Source organism: Demequina ureilytica, assembly GCF_048553575.1.
Taxonomy (GTDB): domain Bacteria; phylum Actinomycetota; class Actinomycetes; order Actinomycetales; family Demequinaceae; genus Demequina.
The window spans coordinates 344197-366209 of the sequence record NZ_JBLZIE010000003.1; the positions used below are offsets into that span (position 1 = coordinate 344197).

General features: G+C 65.1%; 22 protein-coding genes. All 22 read right to left on the reverse strand.

From position 1 onward, the window contains the following. Window positions 1–64: 64 nt before the first annotated feature. On the reverse strand, window positions 65–439 hold the full coding sequence (locus tag ACNI3K_RS11065; protein WP_419391954.1) for a YrhK family protein: 375 nt from the start codon (window positions 437–439) through the stop codon (window positions 65–67). After that, a complete protein-coding gene (gene nusB, locus ACNI3K_RS11070) occupies window positions 436–942 on the reverse strand; it encodes a transcription antitermination factor NusB (RefSeq protein WP_419391955.1) in 507 nt (168 codons plus the stop codon). Before nusB ends, ACNI3K_RS11065 begins: the two co-directional genes overlap by 4 nt. Beyond that, window positions 942–1505, reverse strand: coding sequence for an elongation factor P (gene efp, locus ACNI3K_RS11075; RefSeq protein WP_419391956.1), 564 nt, complete (start codon window positions 1503–1505; stop codon window positions 942–944). The genes nusB and efp overlap by 1 nt, the downstream gene beginning before the upstream one ends. An 84-nt stretch (window positions 1506–1589) precedes the next feature. Then, window positions 1590–2033, reverse strand: a complete 444-nt coding sequence (locus ACNI3K_RS11080) for a type II 3-dehydroquinate dehydratase (RefSeq protein WP_419391957.1) — start codon at window positions 2031–2033, stop codon at window positions 1590–1592. 27 nt (window positions 2034–2060) lie between these two features. Then, window positions 2061–3149 (reverse strand): 3-dehydroquinate synthase, encoded by a 1089-nt coding sequence (gene aroB, locus ACNI3K_RS11085; protein ID WP_419391958.1) that lies wholly within the window; start codon window positions 3147–3149, stop codon window positions 2061–2063. Then, window positions 3146–3670, reverse strand: coding sequence for a shikimate kinase (locus tag ACNI3K_RS11090; RefSeq protein WP_419391959.1), 525 nt, complete (start codon window positions 3668–3670; stop codon window positions 3146–3148). Before ACNI3K_RS11090 ends, aroB begins: the two co-directional genes overlap by 4 nt. Then, window positions 3670–4854: a chorismate synthase gene (gene aroC, locus ACNI3K_RS11095; RefSeq protein WP_419391960.1), complete on the reverse strand. Its 1185-nt coding sequence runs from the start codon at window positions 4852–4854 to the stop codon at window positions 3670–3672. The genes ACNI3K_RS11090 and aroC overlap by 1 nt, the downstream gene beginning before the upstream one ends. Window positions 4855–4955: 101 nt before the next feature. Beyond that, window positions 4956–5774 (reverse strand): hypothetical protein, encoded by an 819-nt coding sequence (locus ACNI3K_RS11100; protein WP_419391961.1) that lies wholly within the window; start codon window positions 5772–5774, stop codon window positions 4956–4958. A gap of 1 nt (window position 5775) precedes the next feature. Beyond that, complete coding sequence (locus ACNI3K_RS11105; RefSeq protein WP_419391962.1) at window positions 5776–6552, reverse strand: PilN family protein; 777 nt, start codon at window positions 6550–6552, stop codon at window positions 5776–5778. After that, window positions 6549–7607, reverse strand: a complete 1059-nt coding sequence (pilM, locus tag ACNI3K_RS11110; RefSeq protein WP_419391963.1) for a type IV pilus assembly protein PilM — start codon at window positions 7605–7607, stop codon at window positions 6549–6551. The genes ACNI3K_RS11105 and pilM overlap by 4 nt, the downstream gene beginning before the upstream one ends. 61 nt (window positions 7608–7668) lie before the next feature. After that, on the reverse strand, window positions 7669–8454 hold the full coding sequence (locus tag ACNI3K_RS11115) for a prepilin peptidase (RefSeq protein ID WP_419391964.1): 786 nt from the start codon (window positions 8452–8454) through the stop codon (window positions 7669–7671). 7 nt (window positions 8455–8461) lie between these two features. Further along, the gene (locus ACNI3K_RS11120) at window positions 8462–10273 is read right to left on the reverse strand and encodes a hypothetical protein (RefSeq protein ID WP_419391965.1); all 1812 of its coding nucleotides are present in this window, start codon (window positions 10271–10273) and stop codon (window positions 8462–8464) included. 77 nt (window positions 10274–10350) lie between these two features. Beyond that, the gene (locus tag ACNI3K_RS11125; protein ID WP_419391966.1) at window positions 10351–10974 is read right to left on the reverse strand and encodes a PilW family protein; all 624 of its coding nucleotides are present in this window, start codon (window positions 10972–10974) and stop codon (window positions 10351–10353) included. Next, window positions 10971–11399, reverse strand: a complete 429-nt coding sequence (locus tag ACNI3K_RS11130; protein WP_419392150.1) for a prepilin-type N-terminal cleavage/methylation domain-containing protein — start codon at window positions 11397–11399, stop codon at window positions 10971–10973. The genes ACNI3K_RS11125 and ACNI3K_RS11130 overlap by 4 nt, the downstream gene beginning before the upstream one ends. 113 nt (window positions 11400–11512) lie before the next feature. Further along, window positions 11513–11914, reverse strand: a complete 402-nt coding sequence (locus ACNI3K_RS11135) for a prepilin-type N-terminal cleavage/methylation domain-containing protein (RefSeq protein ID WP_419391967.1) — start codon at window positions 11912–11914, stop codon at window positions 11513–11515. A gap of 141 nt (window positions 11915–12055) precedes the next feature. Further along, entirely contained in the window at window positions 12056–13285 is a 1230-nt protein-coding gene (locus ACNI3K_RS11140) for a type II secretion system F family protein (RefSeq protein WP_419391968.1), read from the reverse strand. 12 nt (window positions 13286–13297) lie between these two features. Beyond that, a complete protein-coding gene (locus ACNI3K_RS11145) occupies window positions 13298–14401 on the reverse strand; it encodes a type IV pilus twitching motility protein PilT (RefSeq protein ID WP_518486598.1) in 1104 nt (367 codons plus the stop codon). Between the two features lie 600 nt (window positions 14402–15001). Then, window positions 15002–16666, reverse strand: a complete 1665-nt coding sequence (locus ACNI3K_RS11150) for a GspE/PulE family protein (protein ID WP_419391969.1) — start codon at window positions 16664–16666, stop codon at window positions 15002–15004. 110 nt (window positions 16667–16776) lie between these two features. Then, entirely contained in the window at window positions 16777–17622 is an 846-nt protein-coding gene (locus tag ACNI3K_RS11155; protein WP_419391970.1) for a shikimate dehydrogenase, read from the reverse strand. Beyond that, entirely contained in the window at window positions 17609–18763 is a 1155-nt protein-coding gene (gene mltG / locus ACNI3K_RS11160) for an endolytic transglycosylase MltG (RefSeq protein WP_419391971.1), read from the reverse strand. The genes ACNI3K_RS11155 and mltG overlap by 14 nt, the downstream gene beginning before the upstream one ends. After that, entirely contained in the window at window positions 18756–19223 is a 468-nt protein-coding gene (gene ruvX / locus ACNI3K_RS11165; RefSeq protein ID WP_419391972.1) for a Holliday junction resolvase RuvX, read from the reverse strand. Before ruvX ends, mltG begins: the two co-directional genes overlap by 8 nt. Window positions 19224–19237: 14 nt before the next feature. Then, a complete protein-coding gene (gene alaS / locus ACNI3K_RS11170) occupies window positions 19238–21904 on the reverse strand; it encodes an alanine--tRNA ligase (RefSeq protein ID WP_419392152.1) in 2667 nt (888 codons plus the stop codon). Window positions 21905–22013: the final 109 nt, after the last annotated feature.

Consider the following 22013-nt stretch of genomic DNA (forward strand, 5'->3'; position numbering starts at 1 on the left):
GGACGGTCATTAAAGGATGGTGACAGTGGTGGAAAGCCTACCCCAGCGCGGAGGGCCCGGAACGTCAGTTGTCGACGTCGGGCCTATACATGCGTGGACGAGACCGGTTATGTCCGCCGCTGGCGTGGATCCGCCGTTCCAGTCGAAAGAACGCACGTGCCAGCAGCTGCGAGGATCCCGCCAAGTAGAAGTACAGCGGCAAGTCGTCGCCGACGTCCAGGACGTTCAGGATCGAGCCCGTGAGGAACCACAGGCCGGTCATGATGTCGTTGAGAATCGAGACCGCTTCCCAGCGGCGCTCGACATCGATCTGCTTGCGGCCCACTCGGATGCTGAGATCTCCCGCAGGCTCCATGAAGGCGCTGTGCTGGGAAGGGGTCTGCGTCGCCTGTCCGGATTCGGGCTCGCCGGATTCGGGCTCTTCGCGGTCCTGGGTCACCGTGGGTCGTCTCCCTCCGGAGCGTCGTCTCCGTCCATCTCCATAGTAGATTCGGCGGGCTCGGCTGTCTCGGCAGCTGCGGTTGGGGCGGTGCTGATAGCTGGTGCCTCGCGCGCGATGCGCCCCAGCACGCCGTTGATGAACCGCGGAGAGTCATCGGTGCTGAGGTCGCGCGCCAACTCGACGGCCTCATCGATCGCCACCGCCACCGAGACGTCGTCGTTGCTGAGGATCTCCCATGCGGCGATGCGCAGCAGGTTGCGGTCCACGGACGGCATGCGCTTCATGGGCCAGTCGGGGCTCGCGTCCGAGATGATGGACTCGAGCTCGCGCCAGCGCGACACCACGCCGCGCACGATCTCCGCAGAGTAGTCGGGCAGCGGGGTCTCGCGACCGGACTCCATGAGCCTCGCGGTGAGTGCGTCGCCGACGTTCATGCCGCGCTGCTCGGCCTCGAACAGGACGTCGAGGGCGCGCTTGCGGGCCTTGGTGCGGGCTGACACTAGTCGTTCACGCGACCGAGGTAATCGCCCGAGCTCGTGTTGACCTTGACCTTGGTGCCCTGCTCCAGGAACAGCGGGACCTGGATCTCTTTGCCGGTCTCGAGCGTGGCGGGCTTGGTGCCGCCGGAGGAACGGTCGCCCTGGAGGCCGGGTTCGGTGTAAGTGACTTCGAGCACCACCGATGCGGGCAGCTCAAGGAAGATGGGGTTGCCGTTGTGCGAGCCGATGGTCGCCTTCTGGCTCTCGAGCAGGTAGTCGGTCGCCTCGCCCATGACCGTCTCACTGACCGTGACCTGGTCGAACGTGTCGGGATCCATGAACACGTATCCGGTGCCGTCGCTGTAGAGGTACTGCATCTCACGGCGGTCCACGGTCTCGAACTCGACCTTGGTGCCGGCGTTGAAGGTCTTGTCGACGGTCTTGCCGGTCATCACGTTCTTCATCTTGGTGCGCACGAACGCGCCACCCTTGCCGGGCTTCACGTGCTGGAAGTCGATGATCGTCCAGAGGTTGCCGTCGAGGTTCAGCACGGAGCCGTTCTTGATGTCGTTCGAGGTCGCCACGGGTTGTCCTTAAGTTCGGTGCGTCGTCTGTGTACGTTTCCGCGCCGAGCGCGGAGGCCGTCGACGATTCTAGCCCAGTCGCCTCTAGTGCACTCTTGCGGCGATGGCCTCGAGGCCCAGCCGGTACGAGTCGGTGCCGAACCCCGCGATGGTGCCGGTCGCCACCCCAGAGATCACCGACGTCTGCCGGAAGTCCTCGCGCGCGTGCGGGTTGGTGAGGTGCACCTCGACGAGCGCCAGGCCCGCTGAGGACAGGAGCGCACAGGCGTCGCGCAGCGCGTACGAGTAATGGGTGAAGGCGGCGGGGTTGAGGACGACGGACCAGCCGCTATCGACGGCCTCGTGCATCCAGCCCACCATCGTGGCCTCGTCGTCGCTCTGACGCACCACGGCCTCGAGCCCCAGTTCGCTCCCCCACTGCATGCACAGCGCGGCCAACTCGTCGTGCGTGGTGGTGCCGTACTTCTCGGGCTCGCGCGTGCCGAGCCGGGAGAGGTTGGGGCCGTTGGCGATCAGGACGGTCGTCATGGTCACAGCGTAGCGATGCCCGCTACGTCAACGGCCGATGGCGTCGTAGGCCCCGGCCAACAGCGCCGGATCGGGGCCTTCGAGTCGGACAGGGTTGCCGATGCCCTGGAGGATCACGAACCGCAGCATGTCACCGCGGGTCTTCTTGTCACGCTTCATCGCCGTGAGCAGCGCGTCCCACCGGTTGCCGGGATACGTCACCGGCAGCCCGAGCCCGGTGAGGATGCTGCGGTGCCGGTCCACGGCCTCGTCGTCGAGCTTGCCCGCGAGACGCGCGAGTTCTGCGACGAACACCATGCCCACCGACACCGCGGCACCGTGACGCCACTGGTAGCGCTCCGTGTACTCGATGGCGTGCCCGAAAGTGTGGCCGTAGTTCAGAATCTCCCGCAGGTGCGATTCCTTGAGGTCCGCCGCCACCACGTCAGCCTTGACCCCGATTTTCCGTGCGATGAGCTCCTCGAGCACCGTCATTGCATGCTCGTCGAGCTCGGGCGCGATCAGCGCTGCGGTCTCCCGCTCGACGATGTCGAGGATCTCGGTGTCGCGGATGAAGCCACCCTTGACCACCTCGGCGAGGCCCGCCACGCGGTCATTCGCGGGCAGTGTCTGCAAGAAGTCGGTGTCGCACCACACGGCCGTCGGCTCGTGGAACGAGCCCACAAGGTTCTTGCCCTCGGTGGTGTTGATGCCAGTCTTGCCGCCCACCGCTGCGTCGACCATCGCGAGCACCGTCGTGGGGATCTGCACCACGGCTACGCCGCGCAGCCAGGTCGCGGCCACGAAGCCCGCGAGGTCGGTCACCGCTCCCCCGCCCAGGCCCATCACCACGTCGGAGCGTGTGAAGTCGGAACTCCCGAGCACCCGCCAGCAGAACGCGGCGACCTCGGCGGTTTTGCCCTCCTCGGCATCGGGCACCTCGGCGAGCACCGGGGTGCGTCCACTTGCCTCGACGAGGCCCCGCAGTTCGTCGGCCTTGGCCCGCAGCGGTGCTGAGTGAACGATAAGCACGCGGGAAGCGGTGCCGGGCAGCGCGTCGACGGCGGACGGCAGCAGCCCGCGACCCACCGTGACGTCATACGGTGCGGAGGTGGCGACGGTAATGACTGCGGTCAACGGTGGTCCTCCAGCTCGGCGATGGCGCGGGCGACGTGGTCGGGGTTCAGCTCGTCGGTCAGGACCGTCGCCGTGGCCAGTCGCTCATAAATGGGACGGCGCGCCTCCATGAGCGCCTTCCACTGCTGCCGCGGGTTGCTGTTGAGCAACGGGCGCGCGCGGTTGAGGCCTACCCGCGGTGCTGCCTTCGCCAGAGACACGTCGAGGAAGACGATCTGAGCGCCGCTAGCCGCGTGGGACTCGAGGAGTTCCTGGGTGTCGGGGTCGAGAACCGCACCACCGCCCAGGGACAGCACGCCGTCGTGTTCCGCGAGGGCTGTGGCCACGGCTTCTTTCTCGAATGCGCGGAACGCGGCCTCGCCGTCATCGAAGAAGATGTCGGGGATGGACTTGCCCGCCCGCTCCGCCACGTCCACATCAGTATCCCGCCAAGCAATCCCGAGGGTGCGGCCCAGCCGCTTACCCACCGAGGACTTGCCCGACCCGGGCGGGCCGATGAGGACTATTCGCGGAGAAGTCATCACCGCAGGTGCTCGGGGATCGCGGCCTGGTAGCTCTCGATGTTGCGGCGCACCTCGCCCACGGAGTCGCCGCCGAACTTCTCGAGCAGCGCATCGGCCAGAGTCAGCGCTACCATCGCCTGCGCAACTACTGCCGCGGGTGCGACCGCGCACACGTCGCTGCGCTGGTGGATGGCCTTGGCGGCCTCGCCGGACTCGGTGTCGATCGTGTCGAGCGCGCGCGGCACGGTGCTGATGGGCTTCATCGCGGCGCTGACGCGCAGCGGCTCGCCATTGGTCATGCCGCCCTCAAGCCCGCCAGCGCGGTTGGTGCGGCGGGTGACGCCGCCGTCGCTGTACTCGATCTCGTCGTGGGCCTGGGATCCGCGGCGTGCCGCCGTGCGGAAGCCGTCGCCTACCTCGACGCCTTTGATGGCCTGAATGCCCATGAGCGCTCCCGCGAGGCGAGAGTCGAGCCGCCGGTCCCAGTGGACGTGGCTGCCGAGTCCCACGGGGACGCCGTAGGCCACGACCTCCACCACGCCGCCGAGGGTGTCGCCGTCGCTCTGGCACTGGTCGATCTCGGCGACCATGCGCGCCGAGGTCTCCGCGTGGAAGCAGCGAATGGGGTCCTCGTCGAGCTGCGGAGTCGCGTCGGCCGGGGGCAGCGGGGCGTCCTCCGGAACACTGATCGGGCCCACCTGGGTGGTGTGAGCGACGAGCTTGATGCCAGCGGCCTGATCAAGAAACTTCTCGGCGACCAGTCCCAGCGCGACGCGCGCGGCGGTCTCACGGGCCGATGCGCGCTCGAGTACCGGTCGCGCGTCGTCGAAGTCGTACTTGGTCATGCCCACCAGGTCGGCGTGTCCCGGACGGGGCCGGGTGAGCGCGGCGGCGCGGGCGCCGGTGAGCTCGCTCGGGTCCACGGGGTCCGGGCTCATCACCGTCTCCCACTTGGGCCACTCCGTGTTGCCCACCTGGATCGCGACGGGGCCGCCCTGCGAGACGCCGTGGCGGACGCCACCCAACAGCGACACCTGGTCCTTCTCGAACGACATGCGCGCGCCTCGCCCGTAGCCGAGGCGGCGTCGCGCCAGCGCGTCCTGAACATCAGCGCTGGTGAACTCCACCCCCGCCGGCAAACCCTCGAGTGTGCCGACCAGAGCCGGTCCGTGCGATTCGCCTGCAGTGAGCCATCTGAGCATGGCGTTCATTCTGCCAGAGGTAGCACGGCCGACCCTCACACTTAGCGAGACGTCGATGGGGCCGGTCGTCAAGCCCGGCCCCCATCGTCAGTAGGGGTCGACTACTCGCCGCCGTCGCCGCCGCCACCCGAGCCAGCGATCTCCTCGAATGGGGAGCCGCTGCCCAGACTGGCCGGCTCAAGTTGCTCCTCGTCCACGATCGTGGCATCGGGGTTGAGCATATAGGCGTATCCGCTCACCGCAAGAGTGACGTCTCCGTCGTCAGGATCGGAGACACCCTCGATCGGTGCCGAATCGGACTGCCGAGCCAGCAACTCCGCACCAAACACCTGGAACAAGGCGTCGTCGGGCTGAGACATCAGAGTGAAGAACTCAAGCATCTCTGACGGCGCACCTACCACCTCGATCGAGAGAGGAACTCCGACAATGCCTGACGCGACAGGGCCCGATTCTCCCGACTGGGTCACCACCGGTGAGTACTCTTCTTCGTCGCCAGTGTGAATTGGCCCCACCTGGAAGAGCGACGCCACCTGCGCCGACGGCAGCGCTGCAGAATCCTGCTCCCACCCGTCGATCTCGACGATCGGCGCTTGTTCGAAAGCTGTGATTCCGACACCCGAGTCATTCACAGCATCGTCAAGCCGTAGCCGGAAACCGGCCATGTCCCACACATTAGGTGCGTTCAACGCGATCGCCTCGGTGACAACCGGTGCATCCTCGAGCTCGTTCGCATAGTTGTCGATGCTCGCCGACGACTGTTCGATCATGTCGATGTTTGTACGAACCTCGTCGGCCTCCTGGCCGATCGCGCCAGTGTCGTCGACCTGGGGCTTGATCGCTAGGAACCATCCCAACGCCGCCAGGATAAGAATCAGGACAATCGTGATGGCGACAATCGGAGCGTACTTGGAACTCAACATGTCAGCCCTCCCCAGCTTCTTCGGTCGGTACTGGTGTCGGCTCCGGCGAAGGTGTAGTATTCGGCTCCTCTTCTGCGGCGCTGTCGGCCGCTACGCTGAAGGCATCGACCCCCGTTATTCCGTCGCTAGGAACCAGGCGGCCCGTTAGGCGTAGGTCAGTGACGAGCCCCTCGCCCTCCAACTGCCAGAACGATACGGCGCCATCAGCGGAGTATTGCTCGATCGAACCTCGGACCTTCGCGATTCCCGGCACCTCCTCGAGACGCGCGATCAGCGCCGTCGCATCGGCATACGACTCGGCACGCGCGACGAAGTTCAACGCACCGACGCCGCCACCGTAGAACCCCTCCTGAGTTGAGCCCATTCCAAGGGCGCTGGGCCCGTTTATGGTGATGCTGTCAAAACTGGTCTCGTTGTTGTGAGTGGCCAGCACGGCGGCGGCCAGTTGCTCGTAGTCCATCTCGCCGACAGCAACCTGAGCCAACGCGTACTCCTGCTGCTCTCGCAACACGTACTCGGAGTACACAGACACCTTCGAGTCTCTATCCTCAAGCGCAAGTGTCTGTTCGCGCCGGGTATCCTCCAGATCGTTCTGAGCCATCTGCTTGGCGCCCAATGCCAGAACATAGCCGGCGACTATTAAGGCGATAGCGATCAATACCGCAAACAGCGCAGTGAACTGAACGGCCCGCATCTGCCGCTTCTCGGCGAACTCACGAGGCAGCAGATTTACCTGCGGTAGCCCGGGGCTCCCGACCTTCTTGGCGGTTTCGTTCACGACGCACCTCCCATCGCGAGCCCGACCACGGTGGCAAGTTCCGCCTCTCGTCCTGTCACGCTCGCGGCGTCAACCTTCTTGCCGATCGCGGCCCCCGCAAAGGGGTCGCCTATCATCACCGGCAGCCGTGTCGCGCTCGAGAGCGCCTGTCCGAAACCACTGAGGTACGCACCGCCACCGGTGAGCACTATCCTCTCGGCGCCGGCACCCGGATTCGAGCTCGCGAAGTACACGAGGGTATTGCGAATGGAGTCAACCAGCGGGCCCATGACGTGCGCGACAGCATCGGCGACTGGGCGCTGCTCGGGGCTCACGTTGGTGTTCATTCCGATCTGGCGCTTCAGCGCCTCGGCGTCCACGGATGTGCCCTTGAATGCACTCGAGATCGCCTTCGTGGCATCGAGGCCCCCTTGCGGTAGCACGCGCACCAAGCGCGGGCGACCTTGCTGGGATATAACGACCTTGGTGGAAGCGGCACCGACGTCAACGAGCGCGACGTTGGCGTTCATTAGTTCCCCGCGGCAACCAGAACGCCACAGTGCGAATGCGGAGTGGTCCACGTGCGAAAGCCCCACACCGGTTCCCTCCATCGCAGCGATGACACCACGCACGAGTTCGCGCGGTGATGCCACCAGCAGTCCCCGCAGCATCGGGCCCCCCTGTCCCTCAAGGTCCTGGGTCGGGTAGAAGTCGAGCAAAGCGTCATCAATCGACATCGGCAGAGAGTCTTGAACGTGGAAAGCCAGGGATTCCCGCACCTTGTCGATGGACTGGGCCGGCACGTCGACCTCACGCACCACCACGCTCGGGTGACCGACCGCAATGGTCGCCTTCTTCGCGCTGACCTTGGCCGCGTTCACAGCCTCCTTGACCACGGATGCGAAGGTACCCGGCTCCTCGATCGCGCCGTCGCGCACCACTCCTACCGGAATGGGTCGTTCAGCATAGGCAGTCAGCGTGGAACCGTCCCTTGGGTCGCTCCCCCCACGCATCTCAACCTCGGCGACGCGCACAGTTGTTGCACCTACATCGATCGCTATCGATCTTGTGGCCACGGTCCCACCTCCCTCATTCGTCCACGTGGCCTATCGGCACGCGTTCCACTTTGCTCAAGCCTCATGTGAGACCCACCACGTTTAGGTACCAGCGGGCTACCGGCTCTCCGACCACCACGCCCGTCCACGCCCCCAAGAACATCCAGGGGCCGAACGGAATTGACACTCCGTGTCTGCGGCGCTGCAGGGCCATCGCAGCAATACCGACAACTGAGCCCCAAAAGAAGGCGGCGAAGCCACCTACCGCGAGTTGCTCCCAGCCGAATGTCCCGAGAATCGCCCCAAGCACTGGAGCTAGCTTGACGTCCCCAAAACCCATTCCCTTCGGATATGCAAGGAAGGCGACCAGGTAGAAAAGGCCGAACGCTCCCGCCCCGATTGCGGCGCGCGATAGAGTCCAAGCGTCGCCCGCGCCGATGACCACGGCAGCAATACTCGCCAACGACAAGATTGCGAAAGGCGCGAGGATACGGTCCGGCAGACGCCGTGTCTCGAAGTCCACTGCACTCAACACGATGGTGAAGAAGGCAAGCACCAGCAACAACGGCAGTACCCATGCCAGACCCACCACCGCGCCGATCACTCCGAACACTATCGCCGTCGCCGCTTCGATCACGGGATAGCGCCCGCTGATGGGCGCCCCGCAGTCGGCACACTGACCGCGCAACCACAGCCAACCGAATACGGGCACATTGTGTCTGGCGCGCACACGTGCTCCACACGCCGGGCACTCGCTCGGCGGCGACACGACAGATTCGCCGCGCGGTACGCGATAGATCACCACGTTCGCAAAGGAGCCCACCGCAAGGCCAACCAGCGCTACGAAAAGCGCTAGAACCGAATCCATCCTCGCGTCAGCCGTGCAGGTCGTAGCGCTCGGACAAACGCATACTGGCTGCGTCGTCGAGGTCCGGGTCTGCGGTCACCAATGACGGCACGGGCATCTGATTCATCTTGAGGTTGAACGAGTTGTGAATATTGACGTCTCCCGCGTAGATCTGCCCGGTCCACGGGTCGGAGTTGTTGTCGAGACCCGTGTTCCAGTTGAAGCGGCACGGTGTATACGCCATCAAGTTGACGTCGTACATCTTGAACTTGTCGATCGAGATGTCCGGCGCAGGTGAGGAACACACGGGCGTCAACTGAGAACCCGTCGGTTGCCACGAGACGTTTGGAGAGTCTGAGGGGACGATCCAGAACACGTCGCGAGATGTACCCGGAGTGTCCGACCGAAAGAACAAGCCCGCCCCGGCCGTGAACCCCGTCTCTGATACGAGCGCTAGATTGCCCGGCAGCACAAGTTCCTTCTGACCGTAACTCACCTGACCACCGCAACCCTCGAAGATGAGCAGGCGGCCATGCGTGGTCCACGAACCGTTCTCGATCACATCCTCGACCTGATCAGCCGAACACACCCCATTGAGCGGTTCGACAGTCCAACCCGCGCCCTCCCATCTGCTGATGTCTTCGGCGTTCATGGTCAGCATCGGCATTTGTTCACGCGGCGGGGGCTGAATACCACCTGGATACCCCACCGCTGGAGGGAACACATCCGCCGGTGACGGCGTACCTGGAGCGCTCGTGGGTGTATCAGACAGCGGTGGTCCTCCCCCGACAGAGATGCCCGGGTCCACGGTTCCTCCCGCTCGTGCATCACCATCAATGCGATTTGATCCGCCACTTCCCGTAATGTCGCCGGTAACCGTGTACGCGTCTTGGCCAATCTCGCTCTTGTTGAGCAGGATGTCGCCCCCTGCGTAGGCGCTGCCCCCAATTTCAGCCTGATTCAGCAACTTTATGTCACCGGTCCGAGCGAGTATTGAACCAGCAATCCCGCCGCCTTGTGATATCCGGCCTTCGGAGTAGACCCCACCGTTCGTAAGTGCGGCGCCATCGATACGGGCCGTGGACTGCGTCATGAAGATCCCGTTGTCCGACGCGTTTGCGCCGTTTGCGTTAGATGCGGCATAGACATCGCCGTGGATCACCGCCTGAGAACTCACCGACACCTTGCCGGACGCCCAAACCGAGCTATCCACGATGCATGTGTTCTCGATCACAACGTCCCCGTGTGCAGCGTAAATCGAGCCGGCCGCCCCGGCCTGCGTCTCGCACGTGATGCCGCCATTGGAGTACACATTTGCGTCAGGGATCGGATTCCCATCCTCGTCCAGAGCCCCACTGTGCTCGAGCTGTGAGTTGTTCGTGATCCAGGTGTTGCCCTCAGAGAAGATGGCCTTATCGAGAAACACCTCCGGTGGCGTCGGCAATAGGATCGCTCCTACCGTCTTGGATACGCCGCCCTCCTCACCCAAGAGAATGGGGGCCGTCGTTGCAGTTGACTCCACCGCGAGCTTCAGAGCCAGATCACCGTCGACCGGACAACCGACTTCCATCGTTACACCGCCACGGTCAACGGTGTAGGTCGTTGTGACGGCGACATCATCGTTGTTGATGACGTAGGTGCCGCCACAGACACCCGAAAGCTGTCGGTAGGTGCGGCCCTCGAGCTGGCCCAGAACTATGTCGATTCCCGCGTCCGCACTTGCGCGAGCACGCATGTCAACTCTGGTTTCGAGAGTCTTGCCCGTATTGAACATCGTCACAGAAGCCACGGTGGTCATGACCACAGCCCCTACCAGCATGATTCCCAACACTGTCACCATGGCCGCGCCCTCATCGCGAGGACCACTCTTGTGCCGACGGACGCTGTTCGTCCACGCGTACATCTCCATGCTCCTCACTAGTCGCACCCCACTACCGTGCTGCCCTGAGGCCTAAGCGCCACGGACTTCTGAAACTCGATCGGCGAACGTCCCTCTAACGTCTCAGCGTCCATATGGATCGACACATAGGACGGAGCGACAATCTCTTGATCCACGGGACCGAATACCGGGCTGCCTCCAACCTGACCGACTCCGTCACGCACGATCTCCCACGAACTCGCCAATGCGTCCAGTGAGGAAGTGTCTACGGCAGCAAGCACAGGGGCTGTCTGGTTACTGTCGGGCCTGGCAGTCCTGCGAAGCGCATCCGAATCCGCGTCATAGTAGAAGCCGGTACACAATGTAGAAGTGTCACCCGAGGCCGTGGCGATCCGTGTCTGCATCACCAATAAACGGCCACCATGATCCACTACTGCCCAGTGAGCGTTCCGGAGGTCACGCTCGAGCTCTCGAAACGTGAGCTGAGCGGTGTTGTTCGCGTCGGTGATCGCACGGACATCACGTTGTACAGTCAGCATCTGGATGAACACGGTCGCAGCTATTCCCATGATCACGATCAGCAATAGCGAATACACGATGAGCTCGACGAGTGTCAAGCCAGTTTCTTGGCCCCCGCGGGCCTCGCGGAAATTCTTCCTCATGGCTCAAACTTCACGAAGACATCGCTGGCGATTTCCACGACGGGATCTGGATAGCCCGGTTGCGTCGTGGTGACCTCAACCGTCACTCTTGCCAATCGTGGCTGCTCGTGAGGATCACCGGACTGAGCACAATTCTCAAGGTCGCCAGTCACCTGCAAGGACACTCCACGCCCGTCCGTCGTGCTTGACGCGGGTTCCACCACGCTAGCCATCACGGCACAATCCCCGGTGACCGCTGCCGAGCGCGCTTGTTCGATTCGCTCTGTCGCAAGCTCGGTCGCCGTGGCGCGCGTGGCATTGGCGGCCACCGTCTCCACCGCGCGGATCAGAAGCGACAAAATAGCAAGCAACAGGACGGCTAGTACAAGCATCGAGATCATTATCTCGGTGAGACCAAACCCTGCGTCGTCTCGCTGACCTTGCATGCCGCTCACCGCCCCTCGTTGTCTCAGCCTAGTTCTAACCCTGCTGCCTGCCCATCTGGGGGTGTGGGGCCCGCACATTAGCGCAGGCCCCACACCGCAACGTGCCAGAGGGTCTAGGTGGCCGGGGTGGTCGTGGTGTCCTCGTCGAGGTTCCCGTCCTGATCGATGCAGTAGGCGCCGACGTCGCCGCCGGTCACCGAGCCGCACAGTTCGAACGTTTCGTTGGTGATCGTAACTTCATCGTCGATGGAGACATCGGGCGACTCGTTGAAGTCAGCGATGTTGACAGGGCTCACGCCCGGGTTCTCGACAAGTTCTGTCGCCACGGCGATCTGGGCGTTCTTCAGGTCAGACTGAAGTGCTGAGTCCTTGGCCTTGGCCTGCTGGTTCAGGTACAGCGGGATCGCAATCGCGGCAAGGATGCCGATGATGATAATGACGACAAGCAGCTCGACGAGGGTGAAGCCGCCCTCGTTCTCGCGCTCCTCGAGTCGCTTCTGGATACGAGCAATCATGGTGATGCCTTTCGGTTATTGTTTTTCTTCTTCGCTACCGTGTGACGGGCGTCTCACGGTCAGGGTCGCGCCCAAGACTTGGTAGCCCGGCAATCGCCCGGGCGCGCGGCCACATCTATAGAATTGTCGCGGAATGGCAGTTTATCCGATCATGTCGAAAACCTTGAAGATCGGCATATAGAGTGCAATTACCATTGCACCGATCATGCCCCCCAGCACTGCGATCATGATCGGCTCAATGAGTGAGGTCAATTGCTCTGTGGTGGATTCCACTTCTTGATCGTAGAAATCAGCAATCTTGTCCAACATTTCGTCCAACGCGCCCGTGTCCTCGCCCACCGCGATCATCTGCACGACCATGGGTGGGAACACCGCGTGCTGTGCCAACGGCCGCGCAAGAGACTCTCCCTTGCGCACCGACTGCGACACGGCTCGAGTAGCGTCCTCGATGACGATGTTTCCTGAGGCCTGGCCCACGATGTCAAGTGCCTGAAGAATCGGTACGCCCGAGCGAATCATCGACCCGAAGTTACGAGAGAATCGAGCGACCGCAATCTTCTGGACGAGCTGCCCGAATACTGGAGCTTTCAACGTAGCGGGCTGATACTTCCTCCGAACGTGCTCCTTGTGCTTATTTTTTCCCCACCACACGGAGAAGGCGATGATGCCAATGACGATCGGGACAACCCCCACCTTGAGGATGTCCGACATGTAGACCAACATCTGAGTGGCGAATGGGAGCTCCCCGCCCAAACCGTCAAACATCTCGGCGAACACCGGAACGATGAAGATCAGCATGGCCGCAGTCGCAAGGATCGCAATGAAGAACACTACGACGGGATATGTCATGGCCGACTTAATCTTGCCGCGGAGCTTGACCTCGTTCTCGAAATTCTGCGCAATGGAGACCAGCACTTCGTCGAGGAATCCACCCACCTCTCCAGCCTTCACCATATTGATCATGATGGGTGGGAAGGTTCGCGGGTGACGGCTCAGCGCCCGGGAGAAAGATTGGCCGGTCTCGACGTCCCCACGGACCTCCGCGACGACCTTTTGCAGGGGCTTGCTTTCCGTCTGCTCCGCAAGAATCGACAGCGCGCGCAGAAGCGACAGGCCAGCCGAGATCATTGTTGCGAGCTGACGCGACAGGATCGCGATGTCCTTGAGGGTGATCTTCTCCCCCAGGCCGGGAATGCTGAGTTCCGCGTTGAGGCCCTTGCCTCCAGACTCACTCACAGATAGCGGTGTGAGACCCTTCTCGCGAAGGCGGCTAGCCACGGCGGAACTCGACGGCGCCTCCATGGTTGCCTTGTGCTCCTTGCCCTGGGTGTCCCGGGCGGTGAACTCGAACTGCTTGGTCGCGGTGGCCATCGCTGCGTTCTCCTAGCGTCGCTCGGGGGCGGCGCGCCCACAGAGTCGGTTGAATTCCTCAAGGGAGTGGCACATCTCGACTGCATCCTCGTACTCCACCGTCCCGTCCTTGACGAGCTTGGCGAGGTGCTGGTCCATCGACTGCATGCCCAGCGAGGCGCCGGCCTGCATGGCCGTGTGAATCTGGTGCGTCTTGCCTTCACGGATCAGGTTGCGAATGCCCGGGGTGGCGACCAGCACCTCTACGGCCACGGCGCGCCCCGGTGTGCCCGCGCGCGGGAGCAGCGTCTGGCACAGCACTCCCTGGATCGCCGTGGCCAGCTGCGTACGGATCTGACCCTGCTGCTCCGAGGGGAACACGTCGATCACGCGGTCAATGGTCTGCGCCGCGTCCTGGGTGTGGAGCGTGGCGAACACAAGGTGGCCGGTCTCCGCTGCGGTGAGAGCTACCTGGATAGTCTCCAGGTCGCGCATCTCACCAATAAGGATGATGTCAGGGTCCTGTCGCAGCACGTGCTTGAGCGCGCGCTGGAATGACTTGGTGTCGGACCCGACCTCGCGCTGATTCACCAGGCTGCGCTTGTGACGGTGAAGGAACTCGATGGGGTCCTCGACCGTCATGATGTGGTCGCTGCGCGAGCGGTTCGCGAGGTCGACCAGCGAAGCCAGCGTGGTCGACTTGCCGGATCCCGTGGGTCCCGTCACCAGCACCAGGCCACGCGACAAAGTCGCGAAGTTCGAGACCGCCTGCGGGATGCCCAACGCCTCGAGTGGCTTGATCTCGTAAGGGATCACGCGGAAGGCGGCGCCGACGGACTCTCGCTGCTTGTAGATGTTGACGCGGAACCGCGCCTCTCCCACCAGCGCGTAGGAGAAGTCGAGTTCGAGTTCCTCCTCGAACTTCTCCCGCTGGGCCTGGGTGAGGATCTGGTAGAGCGAACGCTGAAGGTCGTCCTTCATCAACTTGGGGAAGCCCTCGAGCGGCGTAAGGCTGCCGTCGACGCGCACCATCGGCGGAGCGCCGGTGGTCACGTGGAGGTCCGAGGCGCCGACCTTGAGCATGCCGCGGAGGGCCGCAGAGATGTCCAGGTCGTTCTCGTGCGCCTCTTGGCTCATGCCGATGCGGCCCGAGCCTGCGGGCTGGCTCTGGCGCGGTGACCCAGGTGCTGCGGGCGGTGCCGATCGGGGACGCTGCGGAGGCTGTTGTCCTGGGCTCATCGGCTGGCCTGGGCTCATGGGCTGGCGCTGCGGGGTCGGTCCACCCTGGGGCGCCGGCTGGCGCTGCACGGGTGGCTGTCCTGGCTGTCCAGGTTGCATGGGAGGCGCAGCCTGCGGCTGCGGACCACCCGATACGGGGACCTGTCCCGACACGGGACGATGCGGCGGCGCAAGAGGCGGCGCCGTGCGCGCGCTCGGCAGCGCCTCGTCAAAGTGGTTCTGGGGCACGGCGAGGTTCTGAGGTACAGCGGGGTTCTGCGGCATGGCCGGCGGGCGCGCCGGCGTGCCCGGGCCCTGGGGAGGACGTGAGGCGGCAGAAGGCGTCGCCTGCGGCGGGCTCGCCGGCGAGGCGCTCGGCCGCTGCGGCTGCTGCGGCGGCGTGTCCTCAGGCATGAACGACGTCATCTTCACTTCCCCTCATACCGGACGCCAAGGCGCCGGCTTTCTGACGTACCAGCCATATCGGCGCGAATACCCGTGAACTCAAGCGAAGCTCCGTTACTTAACAACACGAAGCAACTCCTCAACTGAGGTGGTGCCGTCGAGCACCTTGGCCCACCCGTCCATCAGCAGGCTCTCCATGCCGCGGGCACGTGCCGTGCGGTTGATCTCGGCAGAGGACGCGCGTGCGACGGCGAGCCGCTCGATGTCTTCGTCCACCACCATGACCTCGTGCAGCGCCAAGCGGCCGCGGTAGCCGGTGTTGGAGCAGCGCTGGCAACCCTCTGGACGGTAAACCACAGGCGGCGGGGTGCCGGGCACCCACTCGACGCTCGTCGGGATCTCCGCCTCATCCATCTGATACTCGACCGCGCAGTTGCCGCACAGGCGGCGCGCGAGCCGCTGCGCCACCACGCAGTCGATCGCAGAGCCGACGAGGAAGGGCTCGATGCCCATCTCGACGAGTCGGGTCAGCGCGGAGGGAGCGTCGTTGGTGTGCAGGGTCGAGAGCACGAGGTGACCGGTGAGCGCGGCCTCGATGGCGATCTGCGCCGTCTCGTGGTCGCGGATCTCACCGACGAGCACCACGTCCGGGTCCGCACGCAGGATGGACCGCAGGGCTGAGGCGAACGTCAGCCCGGCCTTGGGGTTCACCTGCACCTGGTTGATGCCCGGGATCCGGTACTCGACCGGGTCCTCGACCGTGATGACGTTGATCTCCGGGCGGGTGATCTGGTTGAGCGTCGCGTACAGCGTGGTGGACTTACCCGAGCCGGTGGGCCCCGTGACCAGAATCATGCCGTAGGGCTTGCGGAACGTCCGCGAGTAAGCCTCGTAGTTCTTCTCACGGATGCCAAGGTCCTCGAGGTCGAGCGTCGCCGTCGAGTTGTCGAGAATACGCATGACGACCTTCTCGCCCCACACCGTGGGCAGGGTCGCCACACGCAGGTCGATCTTGCGGCCCTGGTGGTTCACGGACAGGCGGCCGTCCTGAGGCTTGCGGCGCTCGGCGATGTCGATGTCGGACATGATCTTCAGGCGGCTGGTCACGCCGTTGGCGATGGCCTTCGACGCGTGCTGCATCTCGTGGAGCACGCCGTCGATCCGGTAGCGGACACGCAGGTCCTTCTCCGTCGGCTCGATGTGGATGTCAGAGGCGCGGTCCTGCACGGCCTGGCTGATGAGCAGGTTTACGAACCGCACGATGGGGGCGTCGTCCTCGGACGCACCGCTCAGGTTCTCTTCGTCGAGGTTGACTTCGCCCTCGGACAGCTCCTCCTGGAGGTCCTCGAGCTCGGCGTCCGACCGGCAGTAGCGGTCGATCGCGCCAAGCACGTCGTCGTGCGCCGCGACCACGGGGGTGACGGACATGCCGGTGATGGTGCGGAAGTCGTCGACCGCGACCACGTTGCCGGGGTTGGACATCGCGACGCGCAGCACACCATCGTCGATGCCGATCGGCAGGGCGTTGTGGCGGCGGCACACGGCGGCCGGCACCATCGCCACGGCCGCGCGGTCCACCGCCACCTCGCCGAGCTCGACGAAGTCCATGCCCACTTGGTTGGCCAGCGCGCGCACGAGCTGACCCTCAGAGATCATGCCGAGCTCAACAAGGGTGCGGCCAAGCGACTGGCCGCGTGCCTGCTGCTCGTCGATGCCGTCCAGCAACTGTTCTTCAGTCAGGACGCCCTCTTCGAGCAGGATCGCTCCAAGCTGCTTCACGAAACTCCCTCAGATCCCTCAGCGGATGATGCGCTGTGCGCAAACTAACATCGGCAAGGGCGTGAGGGCATATCCGTGTTACACATATCACTCAGGGCGGGTCGAGGCTGCTAGACCACCTGATCCAAGGCTGCTGACATCGATGCCAGCGGAGCCTCCCGGCCGGTCATCAGCCGCACCTGCTCGCCGGCCTGGTGAAGCAGCATCCGGGTGCCGCGGACGAAGGTTCCGCCCGCCCGCTCCCAGGACAATCCGAGGGGTGTGTCCAACGGCGAGTACACGGCATCGAGCAGAACCGCGCCGTCCAAAACCGTTGACTCGGTGAGCGATGTCGCCAAGCCTGCACCCGCATCGGCCGGGACCGTGGAGACGACCGCGCTGGCGCGCGCCAGGTAGTGCGGCGCGTCCTCGAAGGAGACGAACCGCGGCTCCACGCCCATCTTGGTGGCCGCGCGCATCAACGCGCCGGCGCGCGCCCGCGACCGGACCACGACGATGGGCTTTGTCACGCCCAGTCGGCCGAGCGCTGCCAGCGCCGAGGTGGCCGTCGCTCCCCCGCCCACGACGACCCCCGCATCGGCCTGCTGGACGCCGCCCTCGCGCAGGGCGGCCACGATGCCGTGCACGTCGGTGTTGGCTCCCACCAGCTGGCGGCCCTCGGCGACGGGCTGCACGAGCACGGTGTTGATGGCGCCCACGAGCTTGGCCATGGGCTCGATGAAGTCCACGAGCGGCAGCGCCGCGACCTTGAGCGGCATGGTGAGCGACAGGCCCGCCCATTCGCCGGTCAACGCGTCGATGAACGCCGGCAGCGACTCCTCGGTCACGTCGTGGGCGTCGTACTCCCACTCCAGGCCCAGGGCGTCGTACGCGGCGCGGTGCAGCACCGGGGACAGTGAGTGCTCGATCGGATGACCGAGCACGCCGGCACGGCGCGCCTCGCTAGTCCGTGGCACCTTCCCCGTCCTCGGAGGCGGCGGCCTGCTCCTGGGCCCATTCACGCAGCACCGCGACGTTCTCCTGGTGCTCGGCGAAGTCCTCCGCATACCGGGTCTCGCCGGTGTTGGTGTTGACCGTCACGAAGAACAGGTAGTCGTGCTGCGCCGGATCGGCGGCAGCCGCGATGGCAGCCTCGCCGGGCGCGGCGATCGGGCCGGGAGGCAGGCCGGTGTACTGGTACGTGTTGTACGGGTCATCGATGGCCCGTTCCTCGTCGGACGTGAACACGCCGTCCGACGGGCTGATGTACTTCACCGTCGAGTCCATCTCGAGTCGCATGTCGATCTCGAGACGGTTGTAGATCACGCCGGCGACCAACGGCCGGTCCTCGTCGAGACGCGCCTCGCGCTCGATGATGGAGGCCACCGTGAGCACCTCGAGGCGATCCTCGGGGGCCACACCATTGCGGTCCAGCACCTGGACAGTCGTCTCGATCATCTCCGCAAGGATGTCTGCGGGCTGAGCGTCTGGCGTAAACGTGTACGTCGCCGGGAACAGCCATCCCTCGAGGTTCCCGTCCGCCTGCTCGGGCAAGCCCAGCGCCTCCGTGTCCTGCGCGACCTCTTCGATCTCCTCTTCCGAGTAGTCCGTGAGGTTGGCGATGGACTGGAAGTAGGCCTCGACTCGGCGGCCCTCAGGGATCGTGATGGTGAGCTCGTTCTTGTTGCCCGGGTCCAGCAGGGCGGTGAGCGCGAACTCGGCCTTCATCTCGCGCTGCATGAAGTAGTAGCCGGGGGTGATGTTGCCCGCCTCGGGGCTGGCGTTCGCCTCGCGGATGAACGACTCCGGGGAGGCGACCACGCCGGCGTCGTACAGGGTCTGCGCGATGTCCGCGCCGGTGTCGCCTTGCTCGACGACCACCTCGACCACGCCCTGGCCGGGGCCGTCGTAGTCCGCGATCTCAGTGCTCTCGGTTTCGAAGCTGCCCAAAAAGTTCCAGGCGATCGACCCGCCGACGGCGAGCACCACGAGGGCCACGGCCGAGACCAGCAGGGTCCACTTCTGGCGCGTCTGGCGTCGCTTCTGGCGCTGCAGTCGCCGCAGGTCGAGCGACGTGGTGGTGGTCGCCTCAGTCTGCTGGTGGAACAGGTCAGTCATCATTCCCCTTAGGGTCCGGCTCGTAGGTCACCTTATCGAGGTTGCCCTGTCGTTCAATATCCAATGCGCTCTCCAGGATCACGACGGCGGCCGCCTGATCGATGACCTGACGCTGCTGGCGCGAGTTCCTGCCCGCCTGGCGCATGGCGTGCTGCGCGGTCGCGGTGGAGAATCGCTCGTCCACCAAACGAACCGCCGCCGTGCAGCGTTCCGCGAGGGCACCGGCGAACTCGTGCGCGAAGTCCGCGCTTGCGCCGTCCTTGCCCGAGAGCTTCCGGGGAAGCCCCACGTAGACGCGGGTCGCCTCGCGCTCCTTCACGATGGCCGCAACCTGGTCGACATCGCCGTCCCCACGGGTCACTGTGGTGACCGGGAACGCCATCATGCCGTCAGGGTCCGAGGCCGCGACGCCGATGCGAACGGTGCCCACATCGACGCCCAACCTCACTCCCCTGTCCATCTATCGAACCGCCCCTATCGCGAGGCGACCGCGTCGCGGACGGCGACGAGCGCATCGGGAATCTTGGACGCGTCCTGGCCACCGCCCTGGGCGAGGTCCGGCTTGCCGCCGCCCCCGCCTCCAAGAACGGCCGATGCGGCCTTGACGAGGTCTCCGGCGCGCACCCCGGCATCGCGGGCGGCCTGGTTGGTGCCGATCACGATCTGCGGGCGGCCATTGATGGCGGCCGATGCTGCTACGACGGTGGGCTCGGACTCACCCAAGCGCGCGCGCACGTCCGTCACCAGCGTGCGGAGATCGTCGCCGTCTGCCGCCGTGGTGGACTCGTGCGCCACGAGCCGGATGCCGTTCACGTCGGTGGCGGTCGCGACCAGCTGACCGGCCACCTGCTGCATGGCCTGCTGCCGGTACTGGGTGAGCTGCTTCTCCGCCTCGCTCAGTCGCGTCAGCAGCGCGCCGATGCGGTCGCTGAGTTCCTCGGGACGCGCCTTCAGCGTGGTGCTGAGCTCGCTGACAATCGAGCGCTCGGCCGCAAGGTTCTGGAACGCGTCGGCGCCCACGAGCGCCTCGATGCGACGCGCGCCGGAGCCCACGGAGCCCTCAGAGGTGACGCTGAGCAGGCCAATCTGCGAAGAGTTATCCACGTGCGTGCCCGCACACAACTCGCGCGAGAACGGGCCACCGATCTCGACCACGCGCACGCGGTCGCCGTACTTCTCGCCGAACAACGCCATCGCACCCAGGCTCTTGGCCTCGTCGAGGCTCATCACCTGCGTCCCGACGGGCAGCTCCTCGCGAATCGCGCGGTTGGCGATGCCCTCGATCTCCTCGCGGGCGCTGTGCGAGATGCCCTGACGCCACGCGAAGTCCAGGCGCATGTAGCCCGGCTTGTTGTACGAGCCAGCCTGCGTGGCCTCATCGCCCAGCACCTCGTGCAGGGCCGCGTGAATGAGGTGGGTCGCGGAGTGGGCCTTGGACGCCAGCCGGCGGTTGACCGGGTCGACCTCGGCGGAAACCTGGTCTCCGACCGCGATCTCTCCCTCGTCGACGGTCACGGTGTGGACGATGACGTCCGCGACGGGCTTCTGCACGTCGATGACGGTCAGCGTCGCGTTGGCGCCGCGGATCTCGCCCGTGTCGGCGTCCTGGCCACCCGACTCGGGATAGAACGGGGTCTGCGCGAGCATCACTTCTACCGTGTCCCCGATGGTCGCGACGGGCACGGAGACGCCGTCCTTGATGACGGCGGCGACGCTCGTCACGAGCGACAGCTCGTCGTAGCCCCGGAAGGTCGTGGGAGTCTGCGCCCCTACCGACTGGTAGACGCTGACGTCCGCGTGGCCGCCCTTCTTGGCCTTCGCATCGGCCCGCGCGCGGTCGCGCTGCTCCGCCATGAGCGAGCGGAAGCCGGACTCGTCCACGCTCACGCCCTGCTCGGCGGCCATCTCGAGCGTCAGGTCGATGGGGAAGCCAAAGGTGTCGTGCAGCTGGAAGGCGTCCTCGCCCGAAAGCGCCGACGTCCCGGCGCTCTTGGCCTTCGCCACCGCGGTGTCCAGAATGGCGGTGCCGGACGTGAGTGTGCGACGGAACGCGTCCTCCTCGGAGCCCGCGATGCTCTGGATGCGCGCAATGGAGTCGGCGAGCTCGGGGTACGAGGCGCTCATGGCGCCGTACGAACTCTGGAGCAGGACCGTCAGCGACGGGTCCTCGACGCCGAGCAGGCGCATGGCCCGCACCGTGCGGCGCAGCAGGCGGCGCAGCACGTAGCCGCGGCCCTCGTTGCCGGGCACCACACCGTCGTGCATCAGCATCATGGCGGAGCGGACGTGGTCCGCGATCACGCGCATGCGGACGTCGTCTTCGGGGTTGGTCTTGTACGCGCGCCCCGAGAGCTCTTGGGCCTTCTCGATGACCGGGAAGACCTCGTCGATCTCGTACATGTTGGACACGCCCTGCTTGAGGTACGCGATGCGCTCCAGTCCGGCGCCGGTATCAATCGCCTTCTGGTCAAGCTCGCGGATCAGCGGGTAGTCCTTGCCCGATCCGGGGCCTCGCAGGAACTGGTCGAAGACCAGGTTCCAGATCTCGAGGTAGCGGTCGCCGCCCGGATCCACGGTGCCGCCCACGGCCTCGGGGCCGAACTCAGGGCCGCGGTCGTAGTGCCACTCCGCGCAGGGGCCGGCGGGTCCGGGCTGGCCGGTGTCCCAGAAGATCTCCTCGCGCGTGAGCTTGACGATGTGCGCGGGGTTCACTCCCACGTCGACGAGCGCCTGGTAGGCCTCGTCATCCTCGCTCCAGATGGTGACCCAGAACCGGTCCGGCTCGAAGCCGTACTTGCCTTCGCTCTCGGGGCCCGTCAGCAGGTCCCACGCGAACTCGATCGCGCCGCGCTTGAAGTAGTCGCCAAAGGAGAAGTTACCCAGCATCTGGAAGAACGTGCCGTGACGCGTGGTCTGGCCCACCTCCTCGATGTCCTTGGTGCGGATGCACTTCTGGACAGAGGCGATGCGCGGGTGCGACGGCGTCTCGGTGCCGATGATGTACGGGATGAAGGGCACCATGCCGGCAACCGTGAACAGCAGGCTGGGGTCAGGCGACACCAGCGAGGCGCTGGGCGCAATGTGGTGCCCATGGGTCTCGAAGTAGTCGATCCAGCGCTTGCGAATCTCCGCGGTGCGCATGCTGTCCTCCATGTCCTGCCAGCCTGACTCGCAGACTAGGTGGGCGGCGCATCGGCCGCCCTTACTCATACAACAACGCCGCCGGGCCCTGGCGAGTGCCAGGGGCCGG

Coding starts and splice junctions, on each gene's coding strand:
- ACNI3K_RS11135 (WP_419391967.1), bottom strand. CDS start 11,914: ATGATTGCTCGTATCCAGAAGCGACTCGAGGAGCGCGAGAACGAGGGC.
- ACNI3K_RS11140 (WP_419391968.1), bottom strand. CDS start 13,285: ATGGCCACCGCGACCAAGCAGTTCGAGTTCACCGCCCGGGACACCCAG.
- ACNI3K_RS11120 (WP_419391965.1), bottom strand. CDS start 10,273: ATGGTGACAGTGTTGGGAATCATGCTGGTAGGGGCTGTGGTCATGACC.
- ruvX (WP_419391972.1), bottom strand. CDS start 19,223: ATGGACAGGGGAGTGAGGTTGGGCGTCGATGTGGGCACCGTTCGCATC.
- ACNI3K_RS11080 (WP_419391957.1), bottom strand. CDS start 2,033: ATGACGACCGTCCTGATCGCCAACGGCCCCAACCTCTCCCGGCTCGGC.
- ACNI3K_RS11125 (WP_419391966.1), bottom strand. CDS start 10,974: ATGAGGAAGAATTTCCGCGAGGCCCGCGGGGGCCAAGAAACTGGCTTG.
- ACNI3K_RS11100 (WP_419391961.1), bottom strand. CDS start 5,774: ATGTTGAGTTCCAAGTACGCTCCGATTGTCGCCATCACGATTGTCCTG.
- mltG (WP_419391971.1), bottom strand. CDS start 18,763: ATGACTGACCTGTTCCACCAGCAGACTGAGGCGACCACCACCACGTCG.
- aroC (WP_419391960.1), bottom strand. CDS start 4,854: ATGCTCAGATGGCTCACTGCAGGCGAATCGCACGGACCGGCTCTGGTC.
- alaS (WP_419392152.1), bottom strand. CDS start 21,904: ATGCGCACCGCGGAGATTCGCAAGCGCTGGATCGACTACTTCGAGACC.
- ACNI3K_RS11130 (WP_419392150.1), bottom strand. CDS start 11,399: ATGCAAGGTCAGCGAGACGACGCAGGGTTTGGTCTCACCGAGATAATG.
- ACNI3K_RS11145 (WP_518486598.1), bottom strand. CDS start 14,401: ATGAGCCAAGAGGCGCACGAGAACGACCTGGACATCTCTGCGGCCCTC.
- ACNI3K_RS11090 (WP_419391959.1), bottom strand. CDS start 3,670: ATGACTTCTCCGCGAATAGTCCTCATCGGCCCGCCCGGGTCGGGCAAG.
- ACNI3K_RS11115 (WP_419391964.1), bottom strand. CDS start 8,454: ATGGATTCGGTTCTAGCGCTTTTCGTAGCGCTGGTTGGCCTTGCGGTG.